The 23,674-nt window shown below is 74.2% G+C and carries 23 protein-coding genes; 15 read left to right on the top strand and 8 right to left on the bottom strand.

The window, feature by feature from the left end; genetic code table 11:
• Window positions 1-138: 138 nt before the first annotated feature.
• Complete coding sequence (locus tag A8713_RS03050) at window positions 139-654, top strand: GNAT family N-acetyltransferase (protein ID WP_064531290.1); 516 nt, start codon at window positions 139-141, stop codon at window positions 652-654.
• Window positions 655-697: 43 nt separating this feature from the next.
• Here the strand turns inward: A8713_RS03050 and A8713_RS03045 are convergent, their stop codons facing one another.
• On the bottom strand, window positions 698-1,123 hold the full coding sequence (locus tag A8713_RS03045; protein ID WP_064531289.1) for an ATP-binding protein: 426 nt from the start codon (window positions 1,121-1,123) through the stop codon (window positions 698-700).
• Between the two features lie 149 nt (window positions 1,124-1,272).
• Here A8713_RS03045 and A8713_RS03040 point away from each other — a divergent pair, with 149 nt between their 5' ends.
• The 3 genes from A8713_RS03040 (at window position 1,273) to A8713_RS03030 (ending at window position 4,449) form a co-directional block, all read left to right on the top strand.
• Window positions 1,273-2,040 (top strand): IclR family transcriptional regulator, encoded by a 768-nt coding sequence (locus tag A8713_RS03040; RefSeq protein WP_064531288.1) that lies wholly within the window; start codon window positions 1,273-1,275, stop codon window positions 2,038-2,040.
• An 85-nt stretch (window positions 2,041-2,125) separates the two neighbouring features.
• On the top strand, window positions 2,126-3,643 hold the full coding sequence (glpK, locus tag A8713_RS03035; RefSeq protein ID WP_064531287.1) for a glycerol kinase GlpK: 1,518 nt from the start codon (window positions 2,126-2,128) through the stop codon (window positions 3,641-3,643).
• A gap of 401 nt (window positions 3,644-4,044) precedes the next feature.
• Window positions 4,045-4,449, top strand: coding sequence for an SseB family protein (locus A8713_RS03030; RefSeq protein WP_064531286.1), 405 nt, complete (start codon window positions 4,045-4,047; stop codon window positions 4,447-4,449).
• Between the two features lie 24 nt (window positions 4,450-4,473).
• On the opposite strand, the gene A8713_RS03025 is transcribed toward A8713_RS03030, so the two are convergent.
• On the bottom strand, window positions 4,474-4,818 hold the full coding sequence (locus A8713_RS03025; RefSeq protein ID WP_064531285.1) for a VOC family protein: 345 nt from the start codon (window positions 4,816-4,818) through the stop codon (window positions 4,474-4,476).
• Window positions 4,819-5,172: 354 nt separating this feature from the next.
• On the opposite strand from A8713_RS03025, the gene A8713_RS03020 reads away from it, so the two are divergent.
• The 4 genes from A8713_RS03020 to A8713_RS03005 all read left to right on the top strand — a co-directional run bounded on the left by A8713_RS03020 (window position 5,173) and on the right by A8713_RS03005 (window position 8,400).
• Window positions 5,173-5,427 (top strand): helix-turn-helix domain-containing protein, encoded by a 255-nt coding sequence (locus A8713_RS03020; protein WP_064531284.1) that lies wholly within the window; start codon window positions 5,173-5,175, stop codon window positions 5,425-5,427.
• A gap of 225 nt (window positions 5,428-5,652) precedes the next feature.
• Window positions 5,653-6,489 carry an undecaprenyl-diphosphate phosphatase gene (locus tag A8713_RS03015; protein ID WP_064531283.1) on the top strand — a complete coding sequence of 279 codons (837 nt, stop codon included), beginning with the start codon at window positions 5,653-5,655 and terminating at the stop codon, window positions 6,487-6,489.
• 116 nt (window positions 6,490-6,605) lie between these two features.
• Window positions 6,606-7,325 carry a FadR/GntR family transcriptional regulator gene (locus A8713_RS03010; protein WP_079158814.1) on the top strand — a complete coding sequence of 240 codons (720 nt, stop codon included), beginning with the start codon at window positions 6,606-6,608 and terminating at the stop codon, window positions 7,323-7,325.
• Window positions 7,326-7,371: 46 nt separating this feature from the next.
• Entirely contained in the window at window positions 7,372-8,400 is a 1,029-nt protein-coding gene (locus A8713_RS03005) for an asparaginase (RefSeq protein WP_064531282.1), read from the top strand.
• A 217-nt stretch (window positions 8,401-8,617) separates the two neighbouring features.
• On the opposite strand, the gene A8713_RS03000 is transcribed toward A8713_RS03005, so the two are convergent.
• Complete coding sequence (locus A8713_RS03000) at window positions 8,618-9,808, bottom strand: D-alanyl-D-alanine carboxypeptidase family protein (RefSeq protein ID WP_064531281.1); 1,191 nt, start codon at window positions 9,806-9,808, stop codon at window positions 8,618-8,620.
• A gap of 144 nt (window positions 9,809-9,952) precedes the next feature.
• Window positions 9,953-11,101: a transcription termination factor Rho gene (gene rho, locus A8713_RS02995; protein ID WP_064531280.1), complete on the bottom strand. Its 1,149-nt coding sequence runs from the start codon at window positions 11,099-11,101 to the stop codon at window positions 9,953-9,955.
• 618 nt (window positions 11,102-11,719) lie between these two features.
• Here rho and A8713_RS02990 point away from each other — a divergent pair.
• Window positions 11,720-12,508: a class I SAM-dependent methyltransferase gene (locus A8713_RS02990; protein WP_064531279.1), complete on the top strand. Its 789-nt coding sequence runs from the start codon at window positions 11,720-11,722 to the stop codon at window positions 12,506-12,508.
• A gap of 101 nt (window positions 12,509-12,609) precedes the next feature.
• Here A8713_RS02990 and A8713_RS02985 read toward each other — a convergent pair whose 3' ends face one another.
• Both A8713_RS02985 and A8713_RS33460 read right to left on the bottom strand, forming a co-directional pair.
• Entirely contained in the window at window positions 12,610-13,365 is a 756-nt protein-coding gene (locus tag A8713_RS02985; RefSeq protein ID WP_064531278.1) for a GntR family transcriptional regulator, read from the bottom strand.
• Window positions 13,366-13,546: 181 nt separating this feature from the next.
• A complete protein-coding gene (locus A8713_RS33460; RefSeq protein ID WP_159393066.1) occupies window positions 13,547-13,723 on the bottom strand; it encodes a hypothetical protein in 177 nt (58 codons plus the stop codon).
• Between the two features lie 363 nt (window positions 13,724-14,086).
• On the opposite strand from A8713_RS33460, the gene A8713_RS02980 reads away from it, so the two are divergent.
• Together A8713_RS02980 and A8713_RS02975 are read left to right on the top strand one after the other, a co-directional pair.
• Window positions 14,087-15,013, top strand: coding sequence for an NADP-dependent oxidoreductase (locus A8713_RS02980; RefSeq protein ID WP_064531277.1), 927 nt, complete (start codon window positions 14,087-14,089; stop codon window positions 15,011-15,013).
• Complete coding sequence (locus A8713_RS02975) at window positions 15,010-15,759, top strand: GNAT family N-acetyltransferase (RefSeq protein WP_064531276.1); 750 nt, start codon at window positions 15,010-15,012, stop codon at window positions 15,757-15,759. Before A8713_RS02980 ends, A8713_RS02975 begins: the two co-directional genes overlap by 4 nt.
• 112 nt (window positions 15,760-15,871) lie before the next feature.
• On the opposite strand, the gene A8713_RS02970 is transcribed toward A8713_RS02975, so the two are convergent.
• The gene (locus A8713_RS02970) at window positions 15,872-16,267 is read right to left on the bottom strand and encodes a MarR family winged helix-turn-helix transcriptional regulator (protein WP_064537204.1); all 396 of its coding nucleotides are present in this window, start codon (window positions 16,265-16,267) and stop codon (window positions 15,872-15,874) included.
• Window positions 16,268-16,472: 205 nt separating this feature from the next.
• On the opposite strand from A8713_RS02970, the gene A8713_RS02965 reads away from it, so the two are divergent.
• Both A8713_RS02965 and A8713_RS02960 read left to right on the top strand, forming a co-directional pair.
• Entirely contained in the window at window positions 16,473-17,633 is a 1,161-nt protein-coding gene (locus A8713_RS02965; RefSeq protein ID WP_064531275.1) for a hypothetical protein, read from the top strand.
• Between the two features lie 172 nt (window positions 17,634-17,805).
• Window positions 17,806-18,621, top strand: coding sequence for a putative protein N(5)-glutamine methyltransferase (locus A8713_RS02960; protein WP_079158812.1), 816 nt, complete (start codon window positions 17,806-17,808; stop codon window positions 18,619-18,621).
• A gap of 50 nt (window positions 18,622-18,671) precedes the next feature.
• On the opposite strand, the gene A8713_RS02955 is transcribed toward A8713_RS02960, so the two are convergent.
• Window positions 18,672-20,756, bottom strand: a complete 2,085-nt coding sequence (locus A8713_RS02955; RefSeq protein WP_173860798.1) for a SpoIIE family protein phosphatase — start codon at window positions 20,754-20,756, stop codon at window positions 18,672-18,674.
• A gap of 257 nt (window positions 20,757-21,013) precedes the next feature.
• Here A8713_RS02955 and A8713_RS02950 point away from each other — a divergent pair, with 257 nt between their 5' ends.
• Together A8713_RS02950 and A8713_RS02945 are read left to right on the top strand one after the other, a co-directional pair.
• Window positions 21,014-21,385, top strand: coding sequence for a hypothetical protein (locus A8713_RS02950; RefSeq protein ID WP_064531273.1), 372 nt, complete (start codon window positions 21,014-21,016; stop codon window positions 21,383-21,385).
• Window positions 21,386-21,641: 256 nt separating this feature from the next.
• Window positions 21,642-23,657: an NADPH-dependent 2,4-dienoyl-CoA reductase gene (locus A8713_RS02945; protein ID WP_064531272.1), complete on the top strand. Its 2,016-nt coding sequence runs from the start codon at window positions 21,642-21,644 to the stop codon at window positions 23,655-23,657.
• Window positions 23,658-23,674 lie beyond the last annotated feature (17 nt).

Here is a 23,674-nt window from a genome sequence, read left to right as displayed (position 1 = left end):
CTCGCTCCGCGCCCGCGCCGGCCGGCTCCGAACCGGGAACCGGGTGCGCGCGGGACGGACACGGGGCAGCATGACACGGACGGCGGTACCCGCCCTGCGGCAGGGTGCCCCGATGCGGCCACCACCGGGGAGGACTCCGTGCACCTGCGCGACGTGACCGAGGACGACGTGGGCGCGTACCTCCGTATGCGGTGCGACCCGGAGATGACGGCCGGGCTCGGCGGACCGCTGCCGGCTGCCGGAATGGCGGACAAGGTGCGCCGGGACGCCGCGGAGGCGGCGGCGGACACCGCCTGGATCAAGATGATCGTCCCCGGCTCCCGCGGCCCGGAGGCGGTCGCCGGGTCGGTGACCATCTGGTCCCACGGCACGGCGGACGGCCAGGTCTCCGAGATCGGCTGGATGGTGCTGCCCGAGTTCCAGGGGCGTGGCCTGGGCGGGCGCGCGGCCCGGCTGCTGCTCGAACGGGCGCGCGACGAGGACCGCTGGGGTCTGGTGCACGCGTTCCCCGCGACGGACAACGCGCCCTCGAACGGCATCTGCCGCTCCCTCGGCTTCCGGCTGCTCGGCGCGTGCGACGTGCCGTTCGCGGGCCGGGTGCTGCGCGGCAACCACTGGGTGATCGACCCGCGGACCGATCTGACGGCCGGCTGACCCGGGACAGGCCCGCGCCGGGGGCGGCACGTCGGCGAGGACCTCAGCCGGCGAGGACCTCGGCCCAGCGGCTGGTCCCGGTCCGGTCCGCCCGGACGCCGCAGCGGGCGGAGAGCGCGGTGACGATGCCGAGACCGCGGCCGTGCTCGTCGGGGTCGGGCGCCGAGCCGGGGGTGGGCGGAGCCGCCGGGCCGAGGTCGCTCACCTCGACGTGGACGGCACCGTGGCCGTCGACCGGGACGCGCCACAGCCGCAGCGTCGCGGGCGGCCTGGCGTGCACGAGCGCGTTGGTGACCAGCTCCGACACGACCAGGAGCACGTCGTCGGCGGCCTCGGCGGGCAGGTTCCAGCCGCCCAGCAGCCGGTGCACACGGCGGCGTACCGCCGACACGGCACCGGGCGTGTGCAGCAGGGGGAAGGCGTGGTCGACTTCCCCGTGGGGCGCTGCGTCGAGCTGCGCTACGGTCATGTGCCCTCCTCCTCGGACCTGCCCCGGGCTTCGACCCCACCCGACGCGACATGTCACGCTAAGGAACGAATGCCCCGCAGGTCAATGAACAGCGGTCGGCATTGCCGAACGACAGTCCTGAGCGGGGCAAACAGGACTAATATCGCCCCATGGCCGGACCCGTCCAGTCGATCGAACGAGCCGCGGCGATCCTGCGCCTCCTCGCCGGAGGGCCCCGCAGGCTGGGGCTCGGCGAAGTGGCGTCCTCCCTCGGGCTGGCCAAGGGAACCGCTCACGGCATCCTGCGCACCCTTCAGCACGTGGACTTCGTCGAGCAGGACGAGACCACCGGAAAATACCAGCTCGGAGCGGCACTGCTGCATCTGGGTACCAGTTACCTCGACGTCAACGAACTCCGCTCGCGCGCCATCAACTGGGCCGACGCCCTGGCCGCCCGCAGCGGTGAGGCGGTCCGGCTGGGCACCCCGCTGGAGGGCCAGGTCCTGATCATCCACCATGTGTTCCGGCCCGACGACACCCTCCAGACCCTGGACGTGGGCGCGCTGCTGCCGCTGCACGCCTCCTCGCTGGGCAAGGTCCTGCTGGCCTTCGGCGCGGCCACCCTCGGCCCGCTGCCCGCGGACGGACTGGCCGCCTACACCCGGCACACCCTCGTGGACCGCGCGGAGCTGGACCGGGCGCTCGCCGCGATCCGCGAGGTCGGCTGGGGGGCCGAGGTGCAGGAGATGGCCATGGGGGACGCCGGGGTCGCCGCTCCCATCCGCGGGCACGGCGGCCTCGTGGTGGGCGCCGTCTGCCTCTCCGGCCCGGTCGAACGGATCTGCGACCCCAGGGGTACGCCGCGGCCCGCGCTGGTCGCCCTGCTCCGGGAGGCCGCGCGGGCGATCTCCCGGGACCTGGGGGCGGCCCGCTGGTAGATCCGGGCAGGTCTCCGTGCGAGGCCGCCGCAGACGGCCCGGCAGGACCCGCACCCGCGCGACGCATCGGAAGGCAGGCCCGACCATGGTTGACCGGTATGTGATGTCCATCGACCAGGGCACCACGTCCACGCGGTGCATCCTGTTCGACCGCCGCGGACGGCTGTGCTCGGTCGCCCAGCGGGAACACCAGCAGTACTTCCCGCGGCCCGGCTGGGTCGAGCACGACGCCGTGGAGATCTGGCGCAACGTCCAGCGCGTCGTCCCCGAGGCGCTGGAGAGCGCCGGGGCCGACGCGGGCATGATCGCCGCCGTCGGCATCGCCAACCAGCGGGAGACGACGGTGCTGTGGGACCGCGGGACCGGCGAGCCGCTGGGCCGGGCCGTCGTCTGGCAGGACACCCGCACGGCACCGCTGGTCGACGCGCTCCGCGACCGGCCCGGCGACGAGTTCTTCCTCGACCGCTGCGGCCTGCCCCCCTCCACCTACTTCTCCGCGCCCCGCATCCGCTGGCTCTTCGACCACACGGAGGGCCTGGAGGAGCGCGCCCGCAGCGGCGAGGTGCTGTTCGGCACGATGGAGAGCTGGCTGATCTGGAACCTCACCGGCGGCACCGACGGCGGTCTGCACATCACCGACCCCACCAACGCCGGGCGCACCATGCTCGTCAACATCCGCACCCTGACCTGGGACCCGGAACTGCTCGACTTCTTCGGCGTCCCGCGCGCCCTGCTGCCCGAGATCCGCTCCTCCGCCGAGAGCTACGGCGAGGCCCGCGCGCTGCTCCCCGGCGTCCGCATCACCGCCGCGCTCGGCGACCAGCAGGCCGCCCTGTTCGGCCAGACCTGCTTCTCGCCCGGCGAGGCCAAGTGCACCTACGGCACCGGCAGCTTCCTGCTCATGAACACCGGCACCGACCTGGTCCGCTCCCGCCACGGCCTGCTCACCACCGTCGCCTACAAGATCGCGGGCGAGCCCACCGTCTACGCCCTCGAAGGGCCCATGGCCGTCACCGGCTCCCTGGTGCAGTGGTTCCGCGACCGGCTCGGCCTGATCGGCAGCGCGCCCGAGATCGAGACGCTGGCCCGCACCGTCGAGGACAACGGGGGCTGCTACATCGTCCCCGCGTTCTCCGGCCTGTTCGCGCCCCACTGGCGCAGCGACGCCCGGGGAGTCGTCGTCGGCCTCACGTCGTACATCACCAAGGGCCATCTGGCCCGCGCCGTGCTGGAGGCGACCGCCTGGCAGACCCGGGAGGTCGTCGACGCCATGAACGCCGACTCCGGGCTCGCGCTGCGCCGGCTCAAGGTGGACGGCGGCATGACCTCCGACCATCTGCTCATGCAGATGCTCGCCGATGTGCTCGACGTGCCGGTGGTGCGGCCCCTGGTGGCCGAGACGGTCTCGCTCGGCGCGGCCTACGCCGCGGGACTCGCCGTCGGCTACTGGTCCGACCTGGAGGTCCTGCGCGACAACTGGCACCGGGCCGGCCAGTGGCTGCCGGCCATGGACCCCGAGCGGCGTGCCTGGGAGTACGAGAGCTGGCAGCGGGCCGTCGAGCGGTCCCTCGACTGGGTCCGCCCCCGCGGCGACACCCGCTGACCCGCCCGGCCCGCCCGCCGCGGCCGGTCCCCGCCGGATGCGGCGCATCGGCACGCCGCGCGTGGTTACCCGGAGGCTCCGGGGTTCGGAAGTGAGCCCCCCCTGGGCTCTCCGCGCCACAGCTCGCGGAGAGCCCTCGTGCACGCCGTGGGGGGAGTCGCCGTGCGGGCCGGAGGCGAGGCCGTCGCGGGGGGCCGTGCGGACCGGAGGCGAGGCCGTCGGGGGCCTCCCGTGCGACCCGAGGCGGAGAAGGGTGAGGCGTTCCCGTGCGGGCCGGAGGTGAGAAGGGCGGGGCGGGACGGTTGCGCGGGGGCTGGTCGGGTACGCGAGCAGAACCGTGCCGGGGCCGCCGCGCCCCGCCGGATCCCCGACCGATCACCGCCGCGACCAGGGAACCCGCCATGGAGACACCCGCGAACGACAACACCGCCACGCCCGCCCAGCAGGCGCTGGACGTGCTCGCCGAGAACGCCGAGGACACCGGGGCACTGGACACACTGGCCGACAGCGATGTGCTGGTTCCCGTGCCGGACGACGTGAGCGACGAGGACGCCACCGATCCCTCGACGGTGGCGCTGCCCGTCCTGGAACAGCCGGGCGGGGTGCCCGTGGTCCCGGTGTTCACCTCGGAACTGGAGATGTCCGAGCTGCTGCCCTTCATCTCCCGCTACCGGCTGGTGCCCCTGGGCGCCCTCGCGTCCCAGTGGCCCGCCGACGATCTGTCGCTCACGATAGACGCCAGCTCGCCGCACGGTCTGACGCTCACCTCGGAAGGGGTGCGCACCCTGCTGGGCACCCGGGCCTGACCCCGGGGGCCCGGCGGCCGGCGCTCACGCGTCCTGGACGAGCCCGACGAGGTTGCCGTCGGGGTCCTTGACCGAGGCGATGCTCCGGCCGCCGCCCACCTCCTGCACGTCCTGGAGCAGCTCGCCGCCCGCCGCCAGCAGGGCCGCGAGCCGCTCCCGGAGGTCGTCCACGTGCCAGTACGGCACCGGACCCGTCATGCCCTTGGCGTGGCCGCTCGGATCGAGACCGATGTCCTGGCCGGCCGCCTTGAAACCGACGTAGTAGGGCTCGTCGGCGTACGGCTCGACCCCCAGCAGCGCGCGGAACAGCGGCTTGGCCCGCTCGAGGTCCTTGACGGGGTAGATGATCGTCCTGAGTCCTTCGGTCATGGTGTGCTCCTCGTGTCGGCCGGACCCGGCGGGTGCGGCGGTGGTTCCACCGTAGGGCGGGGGAGCGCGCACGACTTCTCGGATCCTGACCGATTGCTCCGGGCGCGCGCGCCCGCCCCCACCACGCCATGTGCACCTCGCGTGCGCCCCTCGTGAGCCGTATGCGCCGCGCCCGCGCGACCGCGCTCCCGCACACCGCGTCCGCGCGACCGGCCCCCTTCCCGCGCCGTCCTCGCACCCCCCGCGCACCAGCCGGTACCGGCCAAGGACCCCCGACTCCCGGACGCGGCGACCGGGCCCGCGCCACAGTGGGAGACGCCGGCGACGGGACCGGCCGACCGACAGGAGGCGGAGATGCTGCGGACTCCCGCCGGCCGGGCGACCCGGCTGCTGGTCCTGGAGTGGCTGAAGGCCCCGGCGGAGCACGGGGCGACCGCGCGCTCGGTCGCCGCCGCCCTCGGCGTCCCCCGGCGCACCGCCGAGGCGCACCTCGCCCTCCTCGCCGACCTCGGCCTGCTGCGCACCCGACGGGCCGGGCGCCGCACGTACTACCGGCGCGACGAGATCCGTATCGCCGAGGTGGCCCGGCTGTTCGAGACGGGCTGGTGACCGCGGCGTCCCGGACGGGTGCGCGCGGGCCGGGACGCTAGGGTGATGCCCGGCCTCTTCCGGCCGGTGCGGGCCCCCTCCGCGCCGCCGCCGCGCGCGAACGGCTCGATTTGGGAAGCTCCGGGGCCGTACGTCACCGGGATTTCACCTTGGCGTAGTAAGAGTGTCTGCGACGCACGAGCGTCTACAGCACTGTCGACCAACACATTCCCAGAACTGGATCCCATGAGCGCCATCTCCGTCGGTCAGGCCGTCGTCCTCGGAGTCGTCGAGGGGGTGACCGAGTTCCTCCCCGTGTCCTCCACCGGCCACCTCAAGATCGCCGAGGGGCTCATGGACATCCCCGTGGACGACAGCTCCGTCGTCGGGTTCTCCGCCGTCATCCAGGTCGGCGCCATCGCCGCCGTGCTCGTGTACTTCTTCAAGGACATCGTGCGGATCGTCTCCGCCTGGTTCCGCGGCCTGACCGACCGCGAGGAGCGCTACCACCACGACTACAAGTTCGCCTGGTGGGTGATCTACGCGACCATCCCGATCGTCGTGGTCGGCCTGGCCGCCAAGCCGCTGATCGACGGGCCGCTCGGCTCGCTGTGGGTGGTCGCGGGCTCGCTGATCGCCGGCAGCGGGGTGATGTGGTGCGCCGACCAGATGGGACGGCACAAGCGCGGCGAGGACGACACCTCCTTCAAGGACGCGATGCTGGTCGGCGCCTCCCAGATCCTCGCCCTGCTCTTCCCCGGCTTCTCCCGTTCCGGCGCCACCATGTCCACCGCGCTCATCCTCGACCTGGACCGGGTCGCCGCCACCCGGCTCTCCTTCTTCCTGGGCATCCCCGCGCTGACCGGCGCCGGGATCTACGAGCTGAAGGACGCCCTGGGCGCCGGGGTGGGCGCGGCGCCGCTGGCCGTCGGCACGGTCGTCTCCTTCGTCGTCGCCTACGCCTCCATCGCCTGGCTGCTCAAGTTCGTCGCCAAGCACTCCTTCAACGCCTTCGTCCTCTACCGGATCGTCATCGGTGTGCTGCTCTTCGGCCTGCTGGGCGCGGGCGTTCTGAACGCCTGAGCCGTCCGCACCGGCCGGGCCGCCCGACGGGCGGCCCGGCCGGTGCGGACGGTCGCGGGGCGCGGCGGGCGGGCGGCGGCTTGACAGCTCCGTGCCGCGCGCCGGACCATCGCAGGGTGAACCTGTCAGACAGCCAGACAGGTGGGTCGGTGCCCCGGCGCGTCAGCGCCATGGAGGCGGTGCTCACCCACCTGCGCGGCGCCATCGAGCGCGGCGCCTACGCCGTCGGCGACAAGCTCCCCTCCGAGGCGGAGCTGTGCCGCACGCTCGGCGTCTCCCGGCCCGTGCTGCGCGAGGCCCTGCGCGCCCTGCAGACGATGGGTCTGACCGTGTCACGGACCGGCAGGGGCACCTTCGTCGTCGCCCGCTCGGTGGAGGACCCCACCTTCGGCGACTACGCGGCCAGCGACCTCATGGAGGTGCGCCGGCACATCGAGATCCCGGTCGCCGGCTACGCCGCCCGGCGGCGCACCCCCGAGGACGTCGAGCGCCTGACCGGCCTGCTGGAGCGCATGGAGCGGGAGACCGACACGACCGCGTGGGTCGCGCTGGACACCCTGTTCCACCTGTCCGTCGCGCAGGCGGCCCGCAATCCGGTTTTCCGGCGCGTCATCGAGGAGATCCGGGACGCCCTGGCCCGCCAGTCGGCCTTCCTCAACGAACTGGGCGGGCGCCGCGAGCACTCCGACCGCGAGCACCGCGCCCTGGTCGAGGCCCTGGCCGAGGGCAGCGAGGAGGCCGCGGTGCGGGCCATGTCCCACCACCTCGACCGCGTCGAGACGACCCTCACCGACATCGTGCGCTCCGCACCCACGCCCACCGGGGCCGACGCGTGAACCCCACGCAGGCCGTGCCCTCCACCCACCAGTGATCCAGGCAGTGATGTACAGCAGCTTCCCCGCCGAGGCCCCCCTCGTCCGCGAACCCCGCCACGTCCCCGTCGCCCACCTCGTGCGCGGCGGAGTGATCGAGGGCGTCCACCACGGCTCCGTCGTCGTTCTCGACGCCGGCGGCCGGGTCTCCTTCGAGCTCGGCGACCCCGGGGCGGCCTTCTACCCGCGTTCGGCGATCAAGCCCGTCCAGGCCGTCGCCATGGTGCGCGCCGGGCTCCCGCTGGAGGGCGAACTGCTCTCGCTGGCCGCCGCCAGCCACTCCGGCGAGGAGCGCCACCTCGCCGGGACCCGGCGGATCCTGGAACTGGCCGGACTCACCGAGGACGATCTGCGCAACGTCCCCGACCTGCCCTTCGACCCGGTCGTCCGGGACGCCTGGGTGCGCGAGGGCCGGCTGCCCTCCCGGCTCGCCCAGAACTGCTCGGGCAAGCACGCGGCCATGCTCTACACCTGCCGCCTCAACGGCTGGTCGCTCGACGACTACCTGGACCCGGCCCACCCCCTCCAGCAGGCCATCGCCGAGATCGTGGAGGACCTGACCGGGCAGCGCGTCGCGCGGGTCACCGTCGACGGCTGCGGCGCCCCGCTGTTCGCGGTCTCGCTGGAGGGCCTGGCCCGTGCCGCCGCCCGGATCACCACCGCGGTCGCGGACACGCCCGAGGCACGTGTGGCCGACGCGATGCGCGAGCACGCCGAGATGGCGTCGGGCTCGGGCCGGGACGTGGCCGCGCTGATGCGGGCCGTGCCCGGCCTGCTCGCCAAGGACGGCTTCGAGGGCGTCCAGGTCGCCGCGCTGCCCGACGGCCGGGCCGTCGCCGTGAAGATCGCCGACGGCGCGAACCGGGCCCGGATACCGGTCGCCGCCACCGCCCTCGTCCGGGCCGGTGTCGACCCGGCCCTGCTCACCGAGTTCGCGGGCGAGACGCTGCTCGGCGGCGGCGTGCCGGTGGGCCGGGTGCGCCCCGTACGGGCGCTGGACCCGGACCCGGCTCCCGACCCGCTCACGGCCTGCGCCTGACCGGGACCGGCCTGACCGGGACCGGCCTGACCGGCCTGACCGGCCGGAGGTCTGCGGGGACGGTGCGCGGGCACGGTACGCAGGGGGCGCACGAGGGAGCCGGGGCGCGGCGGGCGCGGGCGGTCCGTCCGCGCCGTCCGCTCACCCGGCCGCGCCCGCCGGGGTGCGCGCCGGGCGGCCGCCGGACCGGTCGTCCGGCCGGTTCCACCGGTCCTCGTCAGCCGCGTACGAGCCGCCGGGCCCTGCGGCGCAGGCCCAGCAGCACCGCTCCCGCGCCCAGGCCCGCGACTCCCGCGATGGCGCCGTCGCGTGCCCAGTCCTCCTCGGCGGCGGCGGGGGCCGCCGGCGGCGGAGCGGCGGCCGGGTGGGGGAGTACGCTCCGCGCCTCGTGCGCCACCGGGCGCAGCCCGTCGAGCGAACCGACCGGATCGACGTGTCCGGCGGCGTCGAAGCCCCAGTCGAGCAGGGCGCGCGCCTCCTCGTACACCTCGAAGCCCTCGCCCTCCTGAGGGTTCATCACCGTCACGATCAGGGTGCGCCGGCCGTGGTGGGCCGCGGCGACCAGGGTGTTGCCCGCGTTGCTGGTGTAGCCGTTCTTGATGCCGATGAGGCCGGGGTACGGTTCCACGCCGTCGGCGCCGGTGAGCAGCCGGTTGGTGTTCGCGATCTCGAAGGTGCTGCCGCCGTTGCCGGGGAAGGCGGTCTCCACCGTCGAGCAGTAGCGGGCGAAGTCCGGGTTGCGCAGCCCGGCGCGTCCGAACACCGCCAGGTCGTACGCGGAGGAGACCTGGCCGTCGGCGTCGTAGCCGTCGGGGGAGACGACGTAGGTGTCCATGGCGCCCAGCGTGCGGGCCTTGGCCTGCATCTGCCGGGCGGTCTGGGTCCAGCCGCCGTTGAGCGCGGCGAGCACGTGCACGGCGTCGTTGCCGGAGTTGAGGAAGACACCGTGCCACAGGTCGGACACCCGGTAGGTGTGTCCCTCGACCACCCCGACCAGGCTGCTGCCCTCGCCGATCCCGGCCAGCTCCCTGGCGCTGACGGTGTGCTGGATGCCGCTGGGGAAGGAGGGCAGCACGGTCAGCGCGAACAGCGTCTTCAGCGTGCTGGCGGGCGGGAGTTGCTCGTGGGCGTTGTGCGCGGCGAGGACTTCGCCGGTGCCCGCGTCGGCCACCACCCAGGACAGCGCGGAGACGTCGGGCGTCTCCGGCGCGCCGGAGCGGAGGCGGACCTGCGTGCCCTCGCGCCGGAGCAGAGCGGGCTGCGGCACCGTCGCGCTCGGCCGCCCCTGCGCCCCGGGATCCGTGCCGGCCCGGCCCTCCGCCGCGACCGGCGAGGTCACTATGAGCATGCCCGCCGCACAGACAGCGCAGGTCGATACGGCAGCCCGAAGAGAGAATCCGATCGTCATATCGCAAACGTAGGGACGGTTCGGCACAGGCGTGACCTTGCCGGGGGCCGAACGAGGCGACGAGCACTCGGATGCCCTAGCTGCCACGGCCGTTCGGGTCGGGGGCCGTACGGCGGAAGGGGGCCGTACGGTGGAAGGGGCCGGTCAGTCGTTCGGCAGCGTCGGCTGGACCTGGCGCAGGAACGCGGCGTTGTCCGGTGTCCGGCGCAGCCGCTCCAGCAGGGTCTCCAGACCCGACTGCCCCTCGCGGCCCAGCAGGACCCTGCGCAGCCCCCGGGTGGCCGTCAGCTCGCCCGGGTTCAGGAGGAGTTCCTCGCGGCGGGTGCCGGATGCCTGGATGTCGACGGCCGGATGGATGCGGCGGGTGGCGAGTTCGCGGTTCAGCCGCAGCTCCATGTTGCCGGTGCTCTTCAGCTCCTCGAAGAAGAACTCGTCGGCGCGAGAGCCCGTCTCCACCAGTGCGGTGGCCAGGATGGTGAGCGAACCGCCCTCCTCCGCCAGCCGCGCGGCCCCGAACAGCCGCTTGGGCCCGTGCAGCGCGCTCGCGTCCACGCCGCCGCTGAGGGTGCGGCCGCCCGAGGCGGCGGCGTTGTTGTGGGCCCGGCACAGCCGGGTCAGGGAGTCGAGCAGGAGGACGACGTCCTCACCGGCCTCCACCAGGCGCTTGGCCCGTTCCACGACGAGTTCGGCGAGCGCGATGTGCTGCTTGGGCGTCCGGTCGAACGTGGAGGCGTAGACCTCGCCGTGCACCGAGCGCACCATGTCGGTGACCTCCTCGGGCCGTTCGTCCAGCAGGAGGACCATCAGCCGGCACTCGGGGTGGTTGCCGGCGACGGCGGCGGCGACCTGCTGGAGCAGCACGGTCTTGCCGGTCCTGGGCGGGGCCACGATCAGTCCGCGCTGCCCCTTGCCCACAGGCGTGATCAGGTCCGCCACCCGGCCGGTGAGACCGGCGGCCGGGTGTTCGAAGCGGAGCCGCTCGCGCGGGTGCAGGGGCGTCAGGTCGTGGAATCCGCGGCGGTCGCGCAGCTCGCCGGGGGCGCGGCCGTTCACCCGGGCGATGCCGGTGACGGTGTGCTGCGCCCCCTGTACGGCGTCGACCAGATCGCCCTTGCGCAGGCCGTGGCGGCGGATCAGGGCGGCGGGGAGCTGGGGATCGGCGGGCAGGGGCAGGAGGTCGGGGCCGCGCAGACGGCCCTTTCCGCCGGACTCGATGTCCAGGACACCGGTGACGAGCCGGGCGGCCGCTGCGGGCCGCTCGCCCACCGGGGGATGGTCGAGGGTGACGGTCATGGGCGGTGGTCCTTTCACGGACGGGGACGGAGGGCACGGAAGGTGCGGGAAGGGACGGGTGGTGCGGGAAGGAGAAGAGCCACGCGGAAAGGTGCCGGGCACGGCCCGGACACCGCGGGCGGAACCACCACCCCGGTCCGGGGACCGGCCGGCGCGCGCTGCGCGCTGCCCGGTGGCCCACGAGATGGCGGCGGGAAGCTGAGGAGCCGGATGCGACGACCGAACGGCGTACGCCTCGGAGCATCAGCTGAGATGAGAAAGGTGGAGAAATCGCACCGGCGCCCACGGAACGGGGGCGAGACTCAGGTGCTTCTGGCAAGGTAACACGCCCGCTTCCGTCTGGCCACCCCCGCGCCGTACGAGTGCCGAGGGGCGGGTGACGGGTACCGGCCCCGCCCGGCGGCGGTCCGGGACCGCGCCCGGGGCACTAGGGCCTGTCGTCAAATTCCCGCCTGCCTCGCGACGCCATGCACGCACTCTCGCCGCACCGGGCCCAGACCCGAGTACGTCCAGTACGCGGGTCAGGATCCGGCACACCGAGAGCACGCACCTGACGCCGCGAGGCCCGCCCTCCGGGCGGACGACGGCAATTTGACGACAGGCCCTACGCTGACGTGGATGTTCAGCCCGGAAGGTCCCACGGTCCGTGAACTCGTCGTACAGGCGCTGTCCTCCGTCGAGCGCGGGTACGTCCTGCTCGCGCCCAAGTTCGACCACACTCCCTTCCGCACCCCGGACGCGGTGCTGGACGCCGTGGGGTCCGTGCTGGAGCGGACCGGGCCGTACACCGACGGACTCGACCTGTGCTGCGGCACCGGTGCCGGACTCGATGTCCTGCGGCGGGTGTGCCGCACCTCTGTGACCGGGGTCGACTTCAGCGCGGGCATGCTCGCCGTCGCCCGGCGGCGCGCCGGGCGGGCCACCGAAGCAGGTGCCGCCGAAGCAGGAGCCACCGGCGCGGGGGGCTCCGGCGCGGGGGACGCCGGTCCCCGGGTCTCCTGGGTGCGCGGTGACGCGCGTGCCCTGCCGTTCACCGCGGCCTTCGACCTCGTCGTCAGCCTCGGCGCGCTCGGTCACTTCGTCCCGGCCGAACTGTCCCTGCTCTTCGGGCGGGTGGGCGCCGTGCTGCGGCCCGGCGGGGTCTTCGCGCTGCCGGTGTTCGCGCCGCCCCCGCCGCGTTCGCGGGCGTTCTGGACGCTGCTCGGGTTCGACGCGGTGATGCGGGTGCGCAACGCCGTGTGGCGGCCGCCGTTCGTGATGTACTACCGCGCGTTCCGCTTCGGCGACGTGCTGGGCGAGTTGGAGCGGGCCGGGTTCCGTCCGGAACTGCACGCGCTGCCCGGATTCGGCCGGCGCGCCGACGGCAGCCCACGGGCGCGGTTGATCGCGGCCCGTCGGCTGCCCTGAGACGGATGACCGCCCCGGGACGGGCGGCTGCCCCGAGGCGGAAGGTTTCCTCTGGGCGGACGCGTCACGGCTGACGGCGCGGGGCGTGCAGCCGGGGTGGCTCAGCCCGCCGCCGGCAGCGTGAACTCGTAGACGAGCGCGTCCTGTCGGGCGTCCACCACGAGGTCGGTGATCTCCAGGATGCGGGCGTACTGGTCGTGGACGCGGCGGGTCACGCGCACCGAGGGGCCGTCCGCGAGCCGGGTGATCGTGTCCCGGTGGTGCAGCGTCAGACCCGCCCGGCGCATCCAGTCGTAGGTACGGCGGAGTTGGGCGGCGCACGAGCCGTCGGCACGGTCGCGGTAGCGGGCCAGTTCGTCCACCTCGGCGAGCGCCACGGCGGAAAACGATGTCACCGCCGTACGCAGTCCGGAGCCGTCGGCCGTCGCCGAGCGGTAGCGGTGCACGAGGGTCGGGCGCAGCGGCGCGATCCCCAGTTCCGCCGCGTGCTCCGGCGGCGGAGCCTCCCAGGCCACGGTGGCCCGGTCGCAGGCGTCGGGGGCGGCGGAGCGGGCCCCCACCGGGAAGTCCAGGTACGTGGACGACTCGACGGGTAGTCCGGTCAGGGTGGCATGGGTGCCGCGCCGGTCGGTGCTGACGAGCCCGTCGCGCCGCAGCACCTCCAGCGCCTGGCGCACGGTCTCCCGGCTGACCCGGAAGTGCGCGGCCAAGTGGCGTTCGCTCGGCAGCCGTTCACCGGGCGAAATGGTGCCGGCGCGCAGTTCGCCGAGCAGTTGGGTGGCGATTCTCCAGTAGAGGGGCCGTCCCTCGCTCGCTCCTTCGCTCGTGGGCCGGTGGTGGGGGGTGGTGCGGGCCATGCCGCGCCTCCTGTTGATGACGTACGGTAGCCGTGTGGGCTCATTGCGCCACCACATCTACCATTGGTCTAAACCAGTCGGAAGATGGTTCGCGCAGTTCGACCGAAATCCGCCCACGCCGACCTTTTATCGCTGCCCCGACGGGTCCTGGGGAGGGCCCGCTCGGGCATGTCGGGCCCGCTCATGCGCCTGTCCGCGGCCGGTTCGGCGGGGCGGCCTTCCAGTGCGGGCCGCACGTGTCCGTCACGAAGGCGGCGTCGTACGCCCCCACCGTGTCCAGCCCCGTGCCGACCGGTCCGAAGCGGACGCCGAGGCCGAGCGCGCGGAGTTCGTCGAGCGGGGGGTCGAACCATGACATCGGCGCCGCCGGGGGGAAGAGACGTACAAACGATGATCACAGCGTACGGGGCGTGCCGGAAGCACCTACGGGCAGGATCACGCCATCGGTGCGCCGGGGGTGGGCTGAACTCGCGTACGGGGGTGCTCGGTTCGGATCCGTGGCGGGCGCGTCGACCGGATCGGGAGGGTCCGGCCTCCACCGGTGCCCGCAGGGCCCGCCGGCCACCGGGAACACGCCGCCCATCGTGACGGCCGCGTGAACTCCGCGCCCGGACCCGCACCGCCGGGAATAGCCGTCCGGTGATCCTCCTTGCAGGTGGCGTGCCGGCCGCGGTCGCCTCCGCGGCCGGTGATGCGCAGACGGCGAAGGAGAGTGGGAGCGATGGCGAAGGCGTACGTCTTCACCCGGTACGGCGGCCCGGAGACCGAGGCGCTGGTGGACATCGACCGGCCCCGGCCCGGTCCCGGTCAGATCCTGGTCGCGGTGCGCGCGGCCGGGGTGAACCCGGTCGACTGGAAGCTGCGCGACGGATTCCGCCGTCCCGGCGACACCGGCGAGCCGGTCTTCCCGATCGTCTTCGGCAGCGAGGCGTCCGGCGTGGTCGAGGAGGTCGGCGAGGGCGTCACCGGCTTCGTCCCCGGCGACGAGGTCTTCGGCAACGCGGCGGCGGGCGGCTACGCGCAGTACACCCTGCTGTCCGCCGCGGTGACCGCGCACAAGCCCGCCGGACTCTCCTTCACCGACGCGGCCACGCTGCCCGTCGCGGCGGCCACGGCCTACGACGGCCTGCGCCAGCTCGCCCTGCCGGCCGGGGCGACCGTGCTGGTCACGGGCGCCGGCGGCGGAGTCGGCTCGGCGGCCCTCCAGATCGCCCGCGCCTTCGGGCTGCGCGCCGTGGGCGTGGCGAGCGAGGGCAAGAAGGACTTCGTCGAGTCGCTCGGCGCGGTGCACGTGGCCTCCGGGCCCGGCTGGGCCGGGCGCGCCCGGACGGCCGTGCCGGACGGTGCCGACGCCGTCTACGACCTGATCGGCGGCGAGGTGCTGAAGGACGCGGCGGGCCTCCTGGCCGACCGCCGCAGGCTGATCACCGCCGGAGCGCCGCCGCAGGAGGTCGAGGCGCTGGGCGGGGAGTGGGTGCGGCGCGCCCGGACCGCCGCCGTCCTGGACGAGCTGGCGGGCCTGGTGGTCCGCGGCACCCTGGACCCGCACGTCACCCTGACCTTCCCGCTGGAGCGGGCCGAGGAGGCGCTGCGCGCCGTGGAGGACGGGCACGCCCGCGGCAAGGTCGTGATCGAGGTCGCCGCGTGAGCGCGCACGGCGGCGCGGCACCCGCCGGGACCGGCGGACACGTCCTGGACAACCCGGCCCTGGCCGCCCTGACCGGACCGCACGCGCATCTGGCCGAGCGGCGCGGCCGGGTGCTGCGCTATCCCGTGGACGTCTCGCCCTGGCTGGCGCTGCCCGACGAGCCCGACGACGCCGACTGGGCCGACCTCGCCGCGCTGGCCGGGCCGGGTTCCGAGGTCCCGCTGCCCGGGTTCCGGGGCGAGGTCCCGGCCGACTGGGAGATCACCTTCCAGGTCGAGGGCGTGCAGCTGGTGGACGACGGCCTGGCCGCCGCCCCCGACCCGGAGGCGGTCCGCCTCGGCCCCGCCGACGTACCGGAGATGCTCGCCCTGATCGCCCGCACCGAGCCGGGCCCGTTCCTGCCGCGGACCATCGAACTCGGCACGTACCTGGGAATACGCCGGGACGGGGCGCTCGTCGCGATGGCGGGGGAGCGGCTGCGCCCGCCCGGGTACACGGAGATCAGCGCGGTGTGCACGGACCCCGCCCACCGGGGCCAGGGCCTGGCGAGCCGGCTGGTCCTGGCCGTCGCCCACGGCATCCGCGAACGCGGCGACATCCCCTTCCTGCACACGGGCGCGCAGAACACCGGCGCCATCCGGTTGTACGAGTCCCTGGGCTTCCGGCTGCGGCGGCGCACCGCCTTCCTCGCGGCCCGCACCCCGGAGCGGCTGGGCGAGGGCAGGGCGGCCGTGCCGGTGGGCTAGGCCCGGCCGCCGGGCTGGGTCCGGTCGCGGTCACGTCCTGCCGTCCGGGCCGCAGCCGTTCCCGGCCCCGCCCGCCAGTCGCAAGCCGTTCCCGCCCCCGTCCGCCGCCGGTTCAGCCGACGGCGGGCGGGGTCCAGCCGTTGTAGCGGGTGAGGTAGTCCGCGAACCGTCGCAGGTCCTCCTCGGGCCAGTCGGCCAGCCGCTCCCGGAACGCCGCCCGGCGGCTGTCGGTCACCTGGAGGAGGAGCTGCCGTCCGGCGTCCGTGAGCTGAAGCACCTGGACCCGGTGGTCCTCGGGGTCCAGGAGCCGTTCGATCAGCCCGGTGCGTTCCAGCGCGGCGACCTGGCGGCTGACCGTGGACTTGTCCAGGGCGTAGTGCGCGGCCAGATCGGTGGCACGGCAGCCGCCGCGCTCCTCCAGATGCCCGAGCAGCGTGTACGACACCAGGGACAGCTCCGGGTGCATACGGCCCGCCGACGCCCTGGCCCGCCGGGCGAACACGGTCATCTCGCGCTGGATGGTCTCCACCGCGCTTTCCCCGGCCGCTTCCCCGGCCGTTTCCCGGACCGCTTCCCCGGCCGTGTCGCGGCGGGCGGCCCCCGCGCCCTCCGGCTCCTGCGCTGCTGTCACGGAATTCCTCCCCGTCCGACTCTGGTTGTATAGTACAACTGAAATGAGAGTTGTAATTGCCAACCATTGGAGGACGGGAGCGATGAGGTCGCCCGCGCTGCGCCATGTGCTCATCCACCTGGTCACCCCGCTGCTGATGTGCCTGGGCATGGGGCTCGCCTACATGGGCGCCTTCGTGACCCCGGAGCCCCACCATCTGCCCGTCGCGGTCGTCGGCACCGGCCCGCAGGCCAAGGTGTTCGCCCAGACGGTCAAGGACGCGGCGGGCGACCGGCTCGACGTCCGCACGGTCGGCAGCCGAGAGGAGGCCGTCGCCCTGCTCACGTCACGCGACGTCGACGGCGCCTATGTGCCCGGCACCGGCACCGGCACCGGTGCTCACACCGGCTCCGGCACCGGCACCGGCACCGGCGGCGCCGGGGCCCCGGAGCTGATCGTGGCGAGCGCCGGGTCCGACATGAGCGCCACCGCCGTCGAGAAGGTCTTCACCCCCGTCGCGGCGCGGCAGGGACTGCCGCTGAAGGTGACCGACGTGGTGCGGCCCTCCCCGCACGACCCCACGGGCCAGGGCCTGTTCTTCCTGCTGGTCGCGCTGAGCATCGGCTCGTACGCCTCCGTCGCCGCCCTCGGTGCCGCGGGCGCCGCGCTCCCGATGCGGGTCCGCGCCCTGCTCACGGTCGCGGTGTCCGCGGTGGTCGCCGGTCTCGGCGCCCTGCTGGCGGGCCCCGTCTTCCACCTCGCGCCGCACGGCCTCGCCGGAGTCTGGGGCATGGCCTGGCTCTACTCGGCGGGCATCCTCTTCATCGGCGTCGGCCTGCACACGTTCCTCAAGCGCTGGACCACGCTCACCATGATGGTGCTGTTCGTGATGCTCAACTTCACCAGCTCCGGCGGCCTGTTCCGGCCCGAGCTGCAGAACGGCTTCTTCGGCACCCTGCACGCCTTCTGGAACGGCGCCGGTTTCGTGGAGGGCGCCCGCAGCCTGCTCTACTTCGGCGGCGACGGCCTCGGCCGCCACCTGTGGACGCTGGCGGGCTGGGTGCTGCTCGGCCTGGCGGTCACCGCGCTCGCCGCGGCGTACGAGCGGCTGACCGCGCCCGGCTCCCGGGGCGCCCACGCGGCCGGCGGCCCCCACGGCGCCGCAGCAGCCGCCCTGCCCGCCGCGCCCGCCGGCCGGGAGGCCGCCGCGGACGCCGTCGAGGAGGAGGCCGAGGAGGAGGCCGAGGAGACGGTCGCCGTCTGAGGCGTGGGGTAGGGTGACTGCGGCCGTGGACGTTCCCGGCCGTGGGAGACCGAGGAGGTGAGACCCATTACCGCTCTGTCAGGTCGGGTGCTCTCCTCCCACCGGGGCGCGGATCACCGTCGGTAGGTGACCGCGGGAGCACCCTTCGGCTCCCGAAAGGTCTCGGCTCTCCATGCCTGAACTTCCCCTCCCGTCCGACCCGTTGCCCGCGCCGCCGCATCGACGCGCCGCGGTGGCCGCCGCGTTGCGCGCGGCCGGCTGTGTGTTCGCCGAGGACGAGGCGGAGTTGATCCTCGCCACCGCCCGCACCCCGCGCGAGGTCACCGCGCTCGTCGAACGGCGCGCCGCCGGACTGCCGCTCGAACACGTCCTGGGCTGGGCGCTCTTCCACGGTCTGCGCGTCGCCGTGGAACCGGGGGTCTTCGTACCCCGCCGCCGTACCGAGTTCCTGGTCGACGAGGCCGTGGCCCAGGTGCCGGACGCGTCCGTCGTGGTGGATCTGTGCTGCGGCTCGGGCGCGGTGGGCACCGCGCTGGCCGGTCTGCTCGGCCCCGTCGAACTGCACGCCGCCGACATCGACCCCGCGGCGGTGCGCTGCGCCCGCCGCAACATCGCCCCGGCGGGCGGCCGGGTGCACCACGGCGACCTGTACGCGGCGCTCCCCGCGGACCTGCGCGGACGCGTGGACGTCCTCGCCGCCAATGTGCCCTACGTCCCCACCGGCGAGGTGCCCCTGCTCCCGTCCGAGGCCCGCGACCACGAACCCCCGGCCGCTCTCGACGGCGGCGCCGACGGCCTCGACGTCCTGCGCCGCGTCGCCGCCGGGGCCCCGGACTGGCTCGCCCCGGGCGGCTGCCTCCTGGTCGAGACGAGCGAACGCCAGGCCCCGGCCGCCCTGACCGCGTTCACCGCCGCCGGTCTCACCCCGCGCCTGGCCACGTCGGAGGAGCTGTACGCCCATGTGGTGGTGGGCACGCGGCAGCGCTGAACCCGGCGCCCGGCAGTGCGCGGAAGCCGGACCCGGAGCCGTGGTCCAGGTCAAGCCTGCCCCGGCGTCTGGGCGCGGGCGACGAGCAGGGCCACGTCGTCGTGGTTGTCCGGCTGGCGGAGTTCGCGCAGGAGGAGGTCGCACAGTTCCTCCAGGGGGCGCGGGGTGTCGTCCAGGAGGGACAGGAGCAGGTCCAGGCGCTCGTCCAGGGGGTGGCGGCGGGTCTCGACCAGGCCGTCGGTGTAGAGGACCAGGAGATCGCCGGGTTCGAGGCCGACGGTGGTGGTGGAGAAGGTGACGCCCCCGACGCCGAGCGGTACCCCGGTGGGCAGCTCCAGCAGTTCCGGCGCGCGGCCCGGCCGGATGCGGGCGGGCGGCAGGTGCCCGGCGTTGGCGATCCGGCACTGGCGCAGCCGGGGGTCGTGGACGGCGTACAGACAGGTGGCGATGGAGTGGTCCAGACCGTCGGTGATGCGGTCCAGGTGCTCCAGCAGGCGCGCCGGGTCGAGGTCGAGGGAGGCCAGGGCCTTGGTGGCGGTGCGCAGCCGCCCCATCGTCGCCGCCGCGCCGATGCCGCTGCCCATGACGTCACCGACGACCAGGGCCGTCTTGTCGTCCTCCAGGGGGATCACGTCGAACCAGTCGCCGCCGACCTCGGTGGTGGCCCCGGCCGGCTGGTAGCGGGAGGCGACCTCCAGGCCGCCGGTGACGGACGGGTGGTGGGGCAGCAGGCTGCGCTGGAGGGTCAGCGCGGTGTCGCGGGCGTTCTGGTACCAGCGCGCGTTGTCGATCTGCACGGCCGCCCGCGCGGCCAGCTCCCGGGCCAGCAGTACGTCGTCCGCGCTGAAGGGGTGCGGATCGCGGGTGCGTTTGAGGTCCAGGGCGCCCAGCACCTCACCGCGCGCGATCAGCGGCACGGCCAGGTAGGAGTGCACACCGGCCCGGCTCAGCAGCACGGCGGCCTCGGGGGAGCGGGCGATGTACGCGAGGTCCTCGTCCTTGACCTCGGCCACCAGCACCGGCTCTCCGGTGCGCACGCACCGGGTGACCAGGCGGTCGGGGCCGTAGCGCGCGATCTGGCCGGGCGGATCGGCGGCCTCCAGGGCGTCCGCGGCGTGGTCGGCCCGCACCGCGAGGGCGCGGATCACCGCGGCCTCGGCGGGCCCCAGCTTGCTGTGCCGGCCCGCGACGACCGCTTCCAGCAGGTCGACGGCCGCGACGTCCGCCAGTTCCGGTACGGCGACGTCGGCCAGCTCCCGTGCCGTGCGGTCCAGGTCCAGGGTGGTGCCGATCCGGGCCGAGGCGTCGGCGATCAGGGCGAGGCGCCGCCGGGCCACCTCCGCCTCGATGCCGGCCCGGTGCTGCTCGGTGACGTCCACCACGGACACCGCCACGCCCAGCACGGTGCCCACCGCGTCCTCCAGCCGGTACATCGACACCGACCAGGCGTGGTCGGTGTCCGGGTCCGCCGGTGTCCGGCCGACCCCGAAGACGTCGACGAGGGACCGCCCCGTCTCCAGCACCTGCCGCGCCGCCGACTCCACCGCCTCGGCGTCCACCTCCGCCAGCACCTCGGGGACCCGCCGCCCGATGTGCTCCTCGGCGCTGACGCCGTCGATCCGCTCCAGGGCCGGATTGACCGACACGTAGCGCAGCCGGGTGTCCAGGACCGCCAGGCCGATCGGGGACTGCGAGACGATCCGCGCCGACAGCGCCACGTCCCGCTCCAGGCGCCGTACGGTCGACTGGTCGGCCGCGAGTCCCAGCGCGTAGACGTCCCCCCGGTCGTCCAGCAGACGCATGTTGCGGAACTCCACCAGACGGGTGCTGCCGTCCTTGTGCCGGACGGGAAAGGCGCCCGCCCAGCTCCGGCCGGTGCGCAGCACGTCGGCGAAGAGCTTGACGACCACCTCCAGGTGCTCCTCGTGGACCATGATCCGGGCGGCGAACTGGCCGAGCGCCTCCTGCGCGGCGTAACCGAACAGCTCCTCGGCCTGCGGGCTCCACAGCACGATGCGCCCCTCGGCGTCCAGCACGACCGAGGCCACGCGCAGCACGTCCAGCAGCCCGCTCGGCTGCACCGGGCCGGAGACCGGCTCGTCGCCCTCGGCCAGGGGGACCCCGGCTCCCGTCATCCCACGCACCGCCTTCGCCCGTTCACGCGGCTCGCCGTCCCGGTGCCGGCACACCCCGTTGTACCGCGCTCCCGCTCCCGTCCGAGAGGGTCCGTCGCTACCCTCCACCATCTCTCAACACCCGGCAGGTCGTCCCGCCGAATCCGCCGGAAGAACCGCTCCCGGGCGGTGCTTTCCCGCACGGAGTGCGGGTGGAGCGCCGTTCGCGGGGAACTCCGGTGCCGTGAAGCGGCACGGCCACGAGAGGAGCGATCACGATGGACACCGAGCGAGAGCACCCCGAATCCGTCTCGCTGGAGCTGAGCGGGTGCAGCAAGGAGGACGCCCGGACCGTGTTCGACGCCCTGTGCGCCTGTTACACGTCCGACCGGTGCACGGACGACGTGCCCCGTGAGTTCCACGAGGTACGTCCGACGGTGTGGCTCGGCACCTTCGAGGTGGCCGAGTCCCCCAAGGCGGAGTGCGCTCCCACGCGCCTTGAGGCGTCCGTCACGGCGGACGCGCAGGGCGGCTACCGGGCGATCGACCACTTCCGTACGACGCTGGACTCCCTGTTCACGGTCCAGGACCTGGCCACGGCCTCCGGTGACCAGGAGCGGGAGCTGCACGTCCGGCTGGAGAGCCGCTGAGGGCGCCCGGCCGGAGAACACGGAAGGAAGGCCGGAGAACACGGAAGGAAGCCGGAGAACACAGAAGGAAGACGAGACAGCGAAGGCAGATGGAACAGAAAAAGGCTGGCAGAAGAGAGAAAGCGGCGGCCCCGCACCCGTCCGGGTGAGGGTGCCGCCGCCGGGCGCGGTACGCCCGTTCCTTTTGCAACTAGTTGCATAAAGCGCTCGGGGTCCTCTACAACTAGCGGGTACGCCACCACGCACGGAGGGCCCGATGAGCCGTTACCCGCACCTGCTGAGCCCGCTGGACCTGGGCTTCACCACCCTGCCCAACCGCGTCCTCATGGGGTCCATGCACATCGGCCTGGAGGAGGCCGAGGGCGGCTTCGCGCGGATGGCGGAGTTCTACGCCGCCCGCGCGCGCGGCGGGGTCGGGCTCATCGTCACCGGCGGCATCGCGCCCAACGACGAGGGGCGCCCCTACGAGGGCGGCGCCACGCTCACCACCGAGGCGGAGGCCGACCGGCACACCGAGGTGACCGCCGCCGTGCACCGCGAGGGCGGCCGGATCGCCCTCCAGATCCTGCACTTCGGCCGCTACGCCTACCACCGCGACCTGGTGGCCCCGAGTCCCCTCCAGGCACCCGTCAGCCCGTACGTGCCCCGCGAGCTGAGCGACGCCGACGTCGAGCGGACCGTCGGCGACTACGTCCGTACCGCGCTCCTGGCCCGCCGGGCCGGGTACGACGGCGTGGAGATCATGGGCTCCGAGGGCTATCTCGTCAACGAGTTCGTCGCCGCCCGCACCAACCACCGCACCGACCGCTGGGGCGGCACCTACGAGAACCGCATGCGCTTCCCGGTCGAGATCGTCCGCCGGGTGCGCGAGGCGGTCGGCGAGGACTTCATCGTCGTCTACCGGCTGTCCATGCTGGACCTGGTGCCCGACGGCTCGTCCCTGGACGAGGTGGTCGCCCTGGCGAAGGCCGTCGAGGCGGCCGGCGCCACCCTCATCAACACCGGCATCGGCTGGCACGAGGCCCGCATCCCCACCATCGCCACCTCCGTGCCGCGCGGCGCCTACACCTGGGTGACGAAGAAGCTCATGGGCGCGGTCTCCGTCCCGCTCGTCACCACCAACCGCATCAACACCCCCGAACTCGCCGAACGGCTGCTCGCCGACGGCACGGCCGACATGGTGTCCATGGCCCGCCCGATGCTCGCCGACCCGGACTTCGTCGCCAAGGCCGCCGCCGGGACACCCGAGGCCATCAACACCTGCATCGGCTGCAACCAGGCCTGCCTCGACCACACCTTCAGCGGGCAGATCACCTCCTGCCTGGTCAACCCGCGCGCCTGCCACGAGACGGAACTCGTGCTCGCCCCGACCCGGCTGCGCAAGCGCGTCGCCGTCGTCGGCGCCGGACCCGCGGGCCTGGCCTGCGCGGTGGCGGCGGCCGAACGCGGCCACCAGGTCACCCTGTTCGACGCGGCGAGCGGGATCGGCGGCCAGCTCGACGTCGCCCGCAGGGTCCCCGGCAAACAGGAGTTCGACGAGACCCTGCGCTACTTCCGCCACCGGCTCGCCGCGCTCGGCGTCGACGTACGGCTGGACACCCGGGTGGGCGCGGCCGACCTCGCCGGGTACGACGAGATCGCCGTGGCCACCGGGGTCACCCCGCGCATCCCCGACATCCCCGGCGTCGACCACCCCGGCGTCGTCGGCTACCTCGACGTGCTCCGGGGCCTCGCCCCGGTCGGCGAGCGGGTGGCGGTCCTCGGCGCGGGCGGCATCGGCTTCGACGTCGCCGAGTTCCTGACGGACGGCGGCGAGCGGACGCACGAGGACCCGGCGGCGTACTTCCGCGCCTGGGGCGTCGACACGCACTACCGCGCACCCGGCGGCCTCGCCGCGCCCGCCCGCCCGAAGGCGCCGCGCACCGTCCACCTGCTCCAGCGCAAGACGACCAAGGTCGGCGCGGGCCTGGGCCGCACCACCGGCTGGATCCACCGCACCGAACTGCGCCACCGGGGCGTCACCATGGTGCCGGGCGTGCGCTACGACCGGATCGACGACGCCGGGCTGCACCTCACCGTCGACGGCGCGAGCCGTGTCCTGGAGGTCGACACGATCGTGCTGTGCACCGGCCAGGAGCCGCGCCGCGACCTGTACGAGGAACTGCTCGCCGCCGGACGCGCCGCGCATCTGATCGGCGGCGCCGACGTGGCCGCCGAACTGGACGCCAAGCGCGCCGTCAAGCAGGGCACCGAACTGGCCGCGGCCCTGTAGGGCGCCCGTGCGGCGTC

Origin of the sequence: Streptomyces sp. SAT1 (assembly GCF_001654495.1) — a bacterium.
Classification (GTDB): Bacteria; Actinomycetota; Actinomycetes; order Streptomycetales; family Streptomycetaceae; genus Streptomyces; species Streptomyces andamanensis.
Note: the sequence above shows the minus strand (reverse complement) of the source record. Positions and strands in the feature narration are given on the sequence as shown.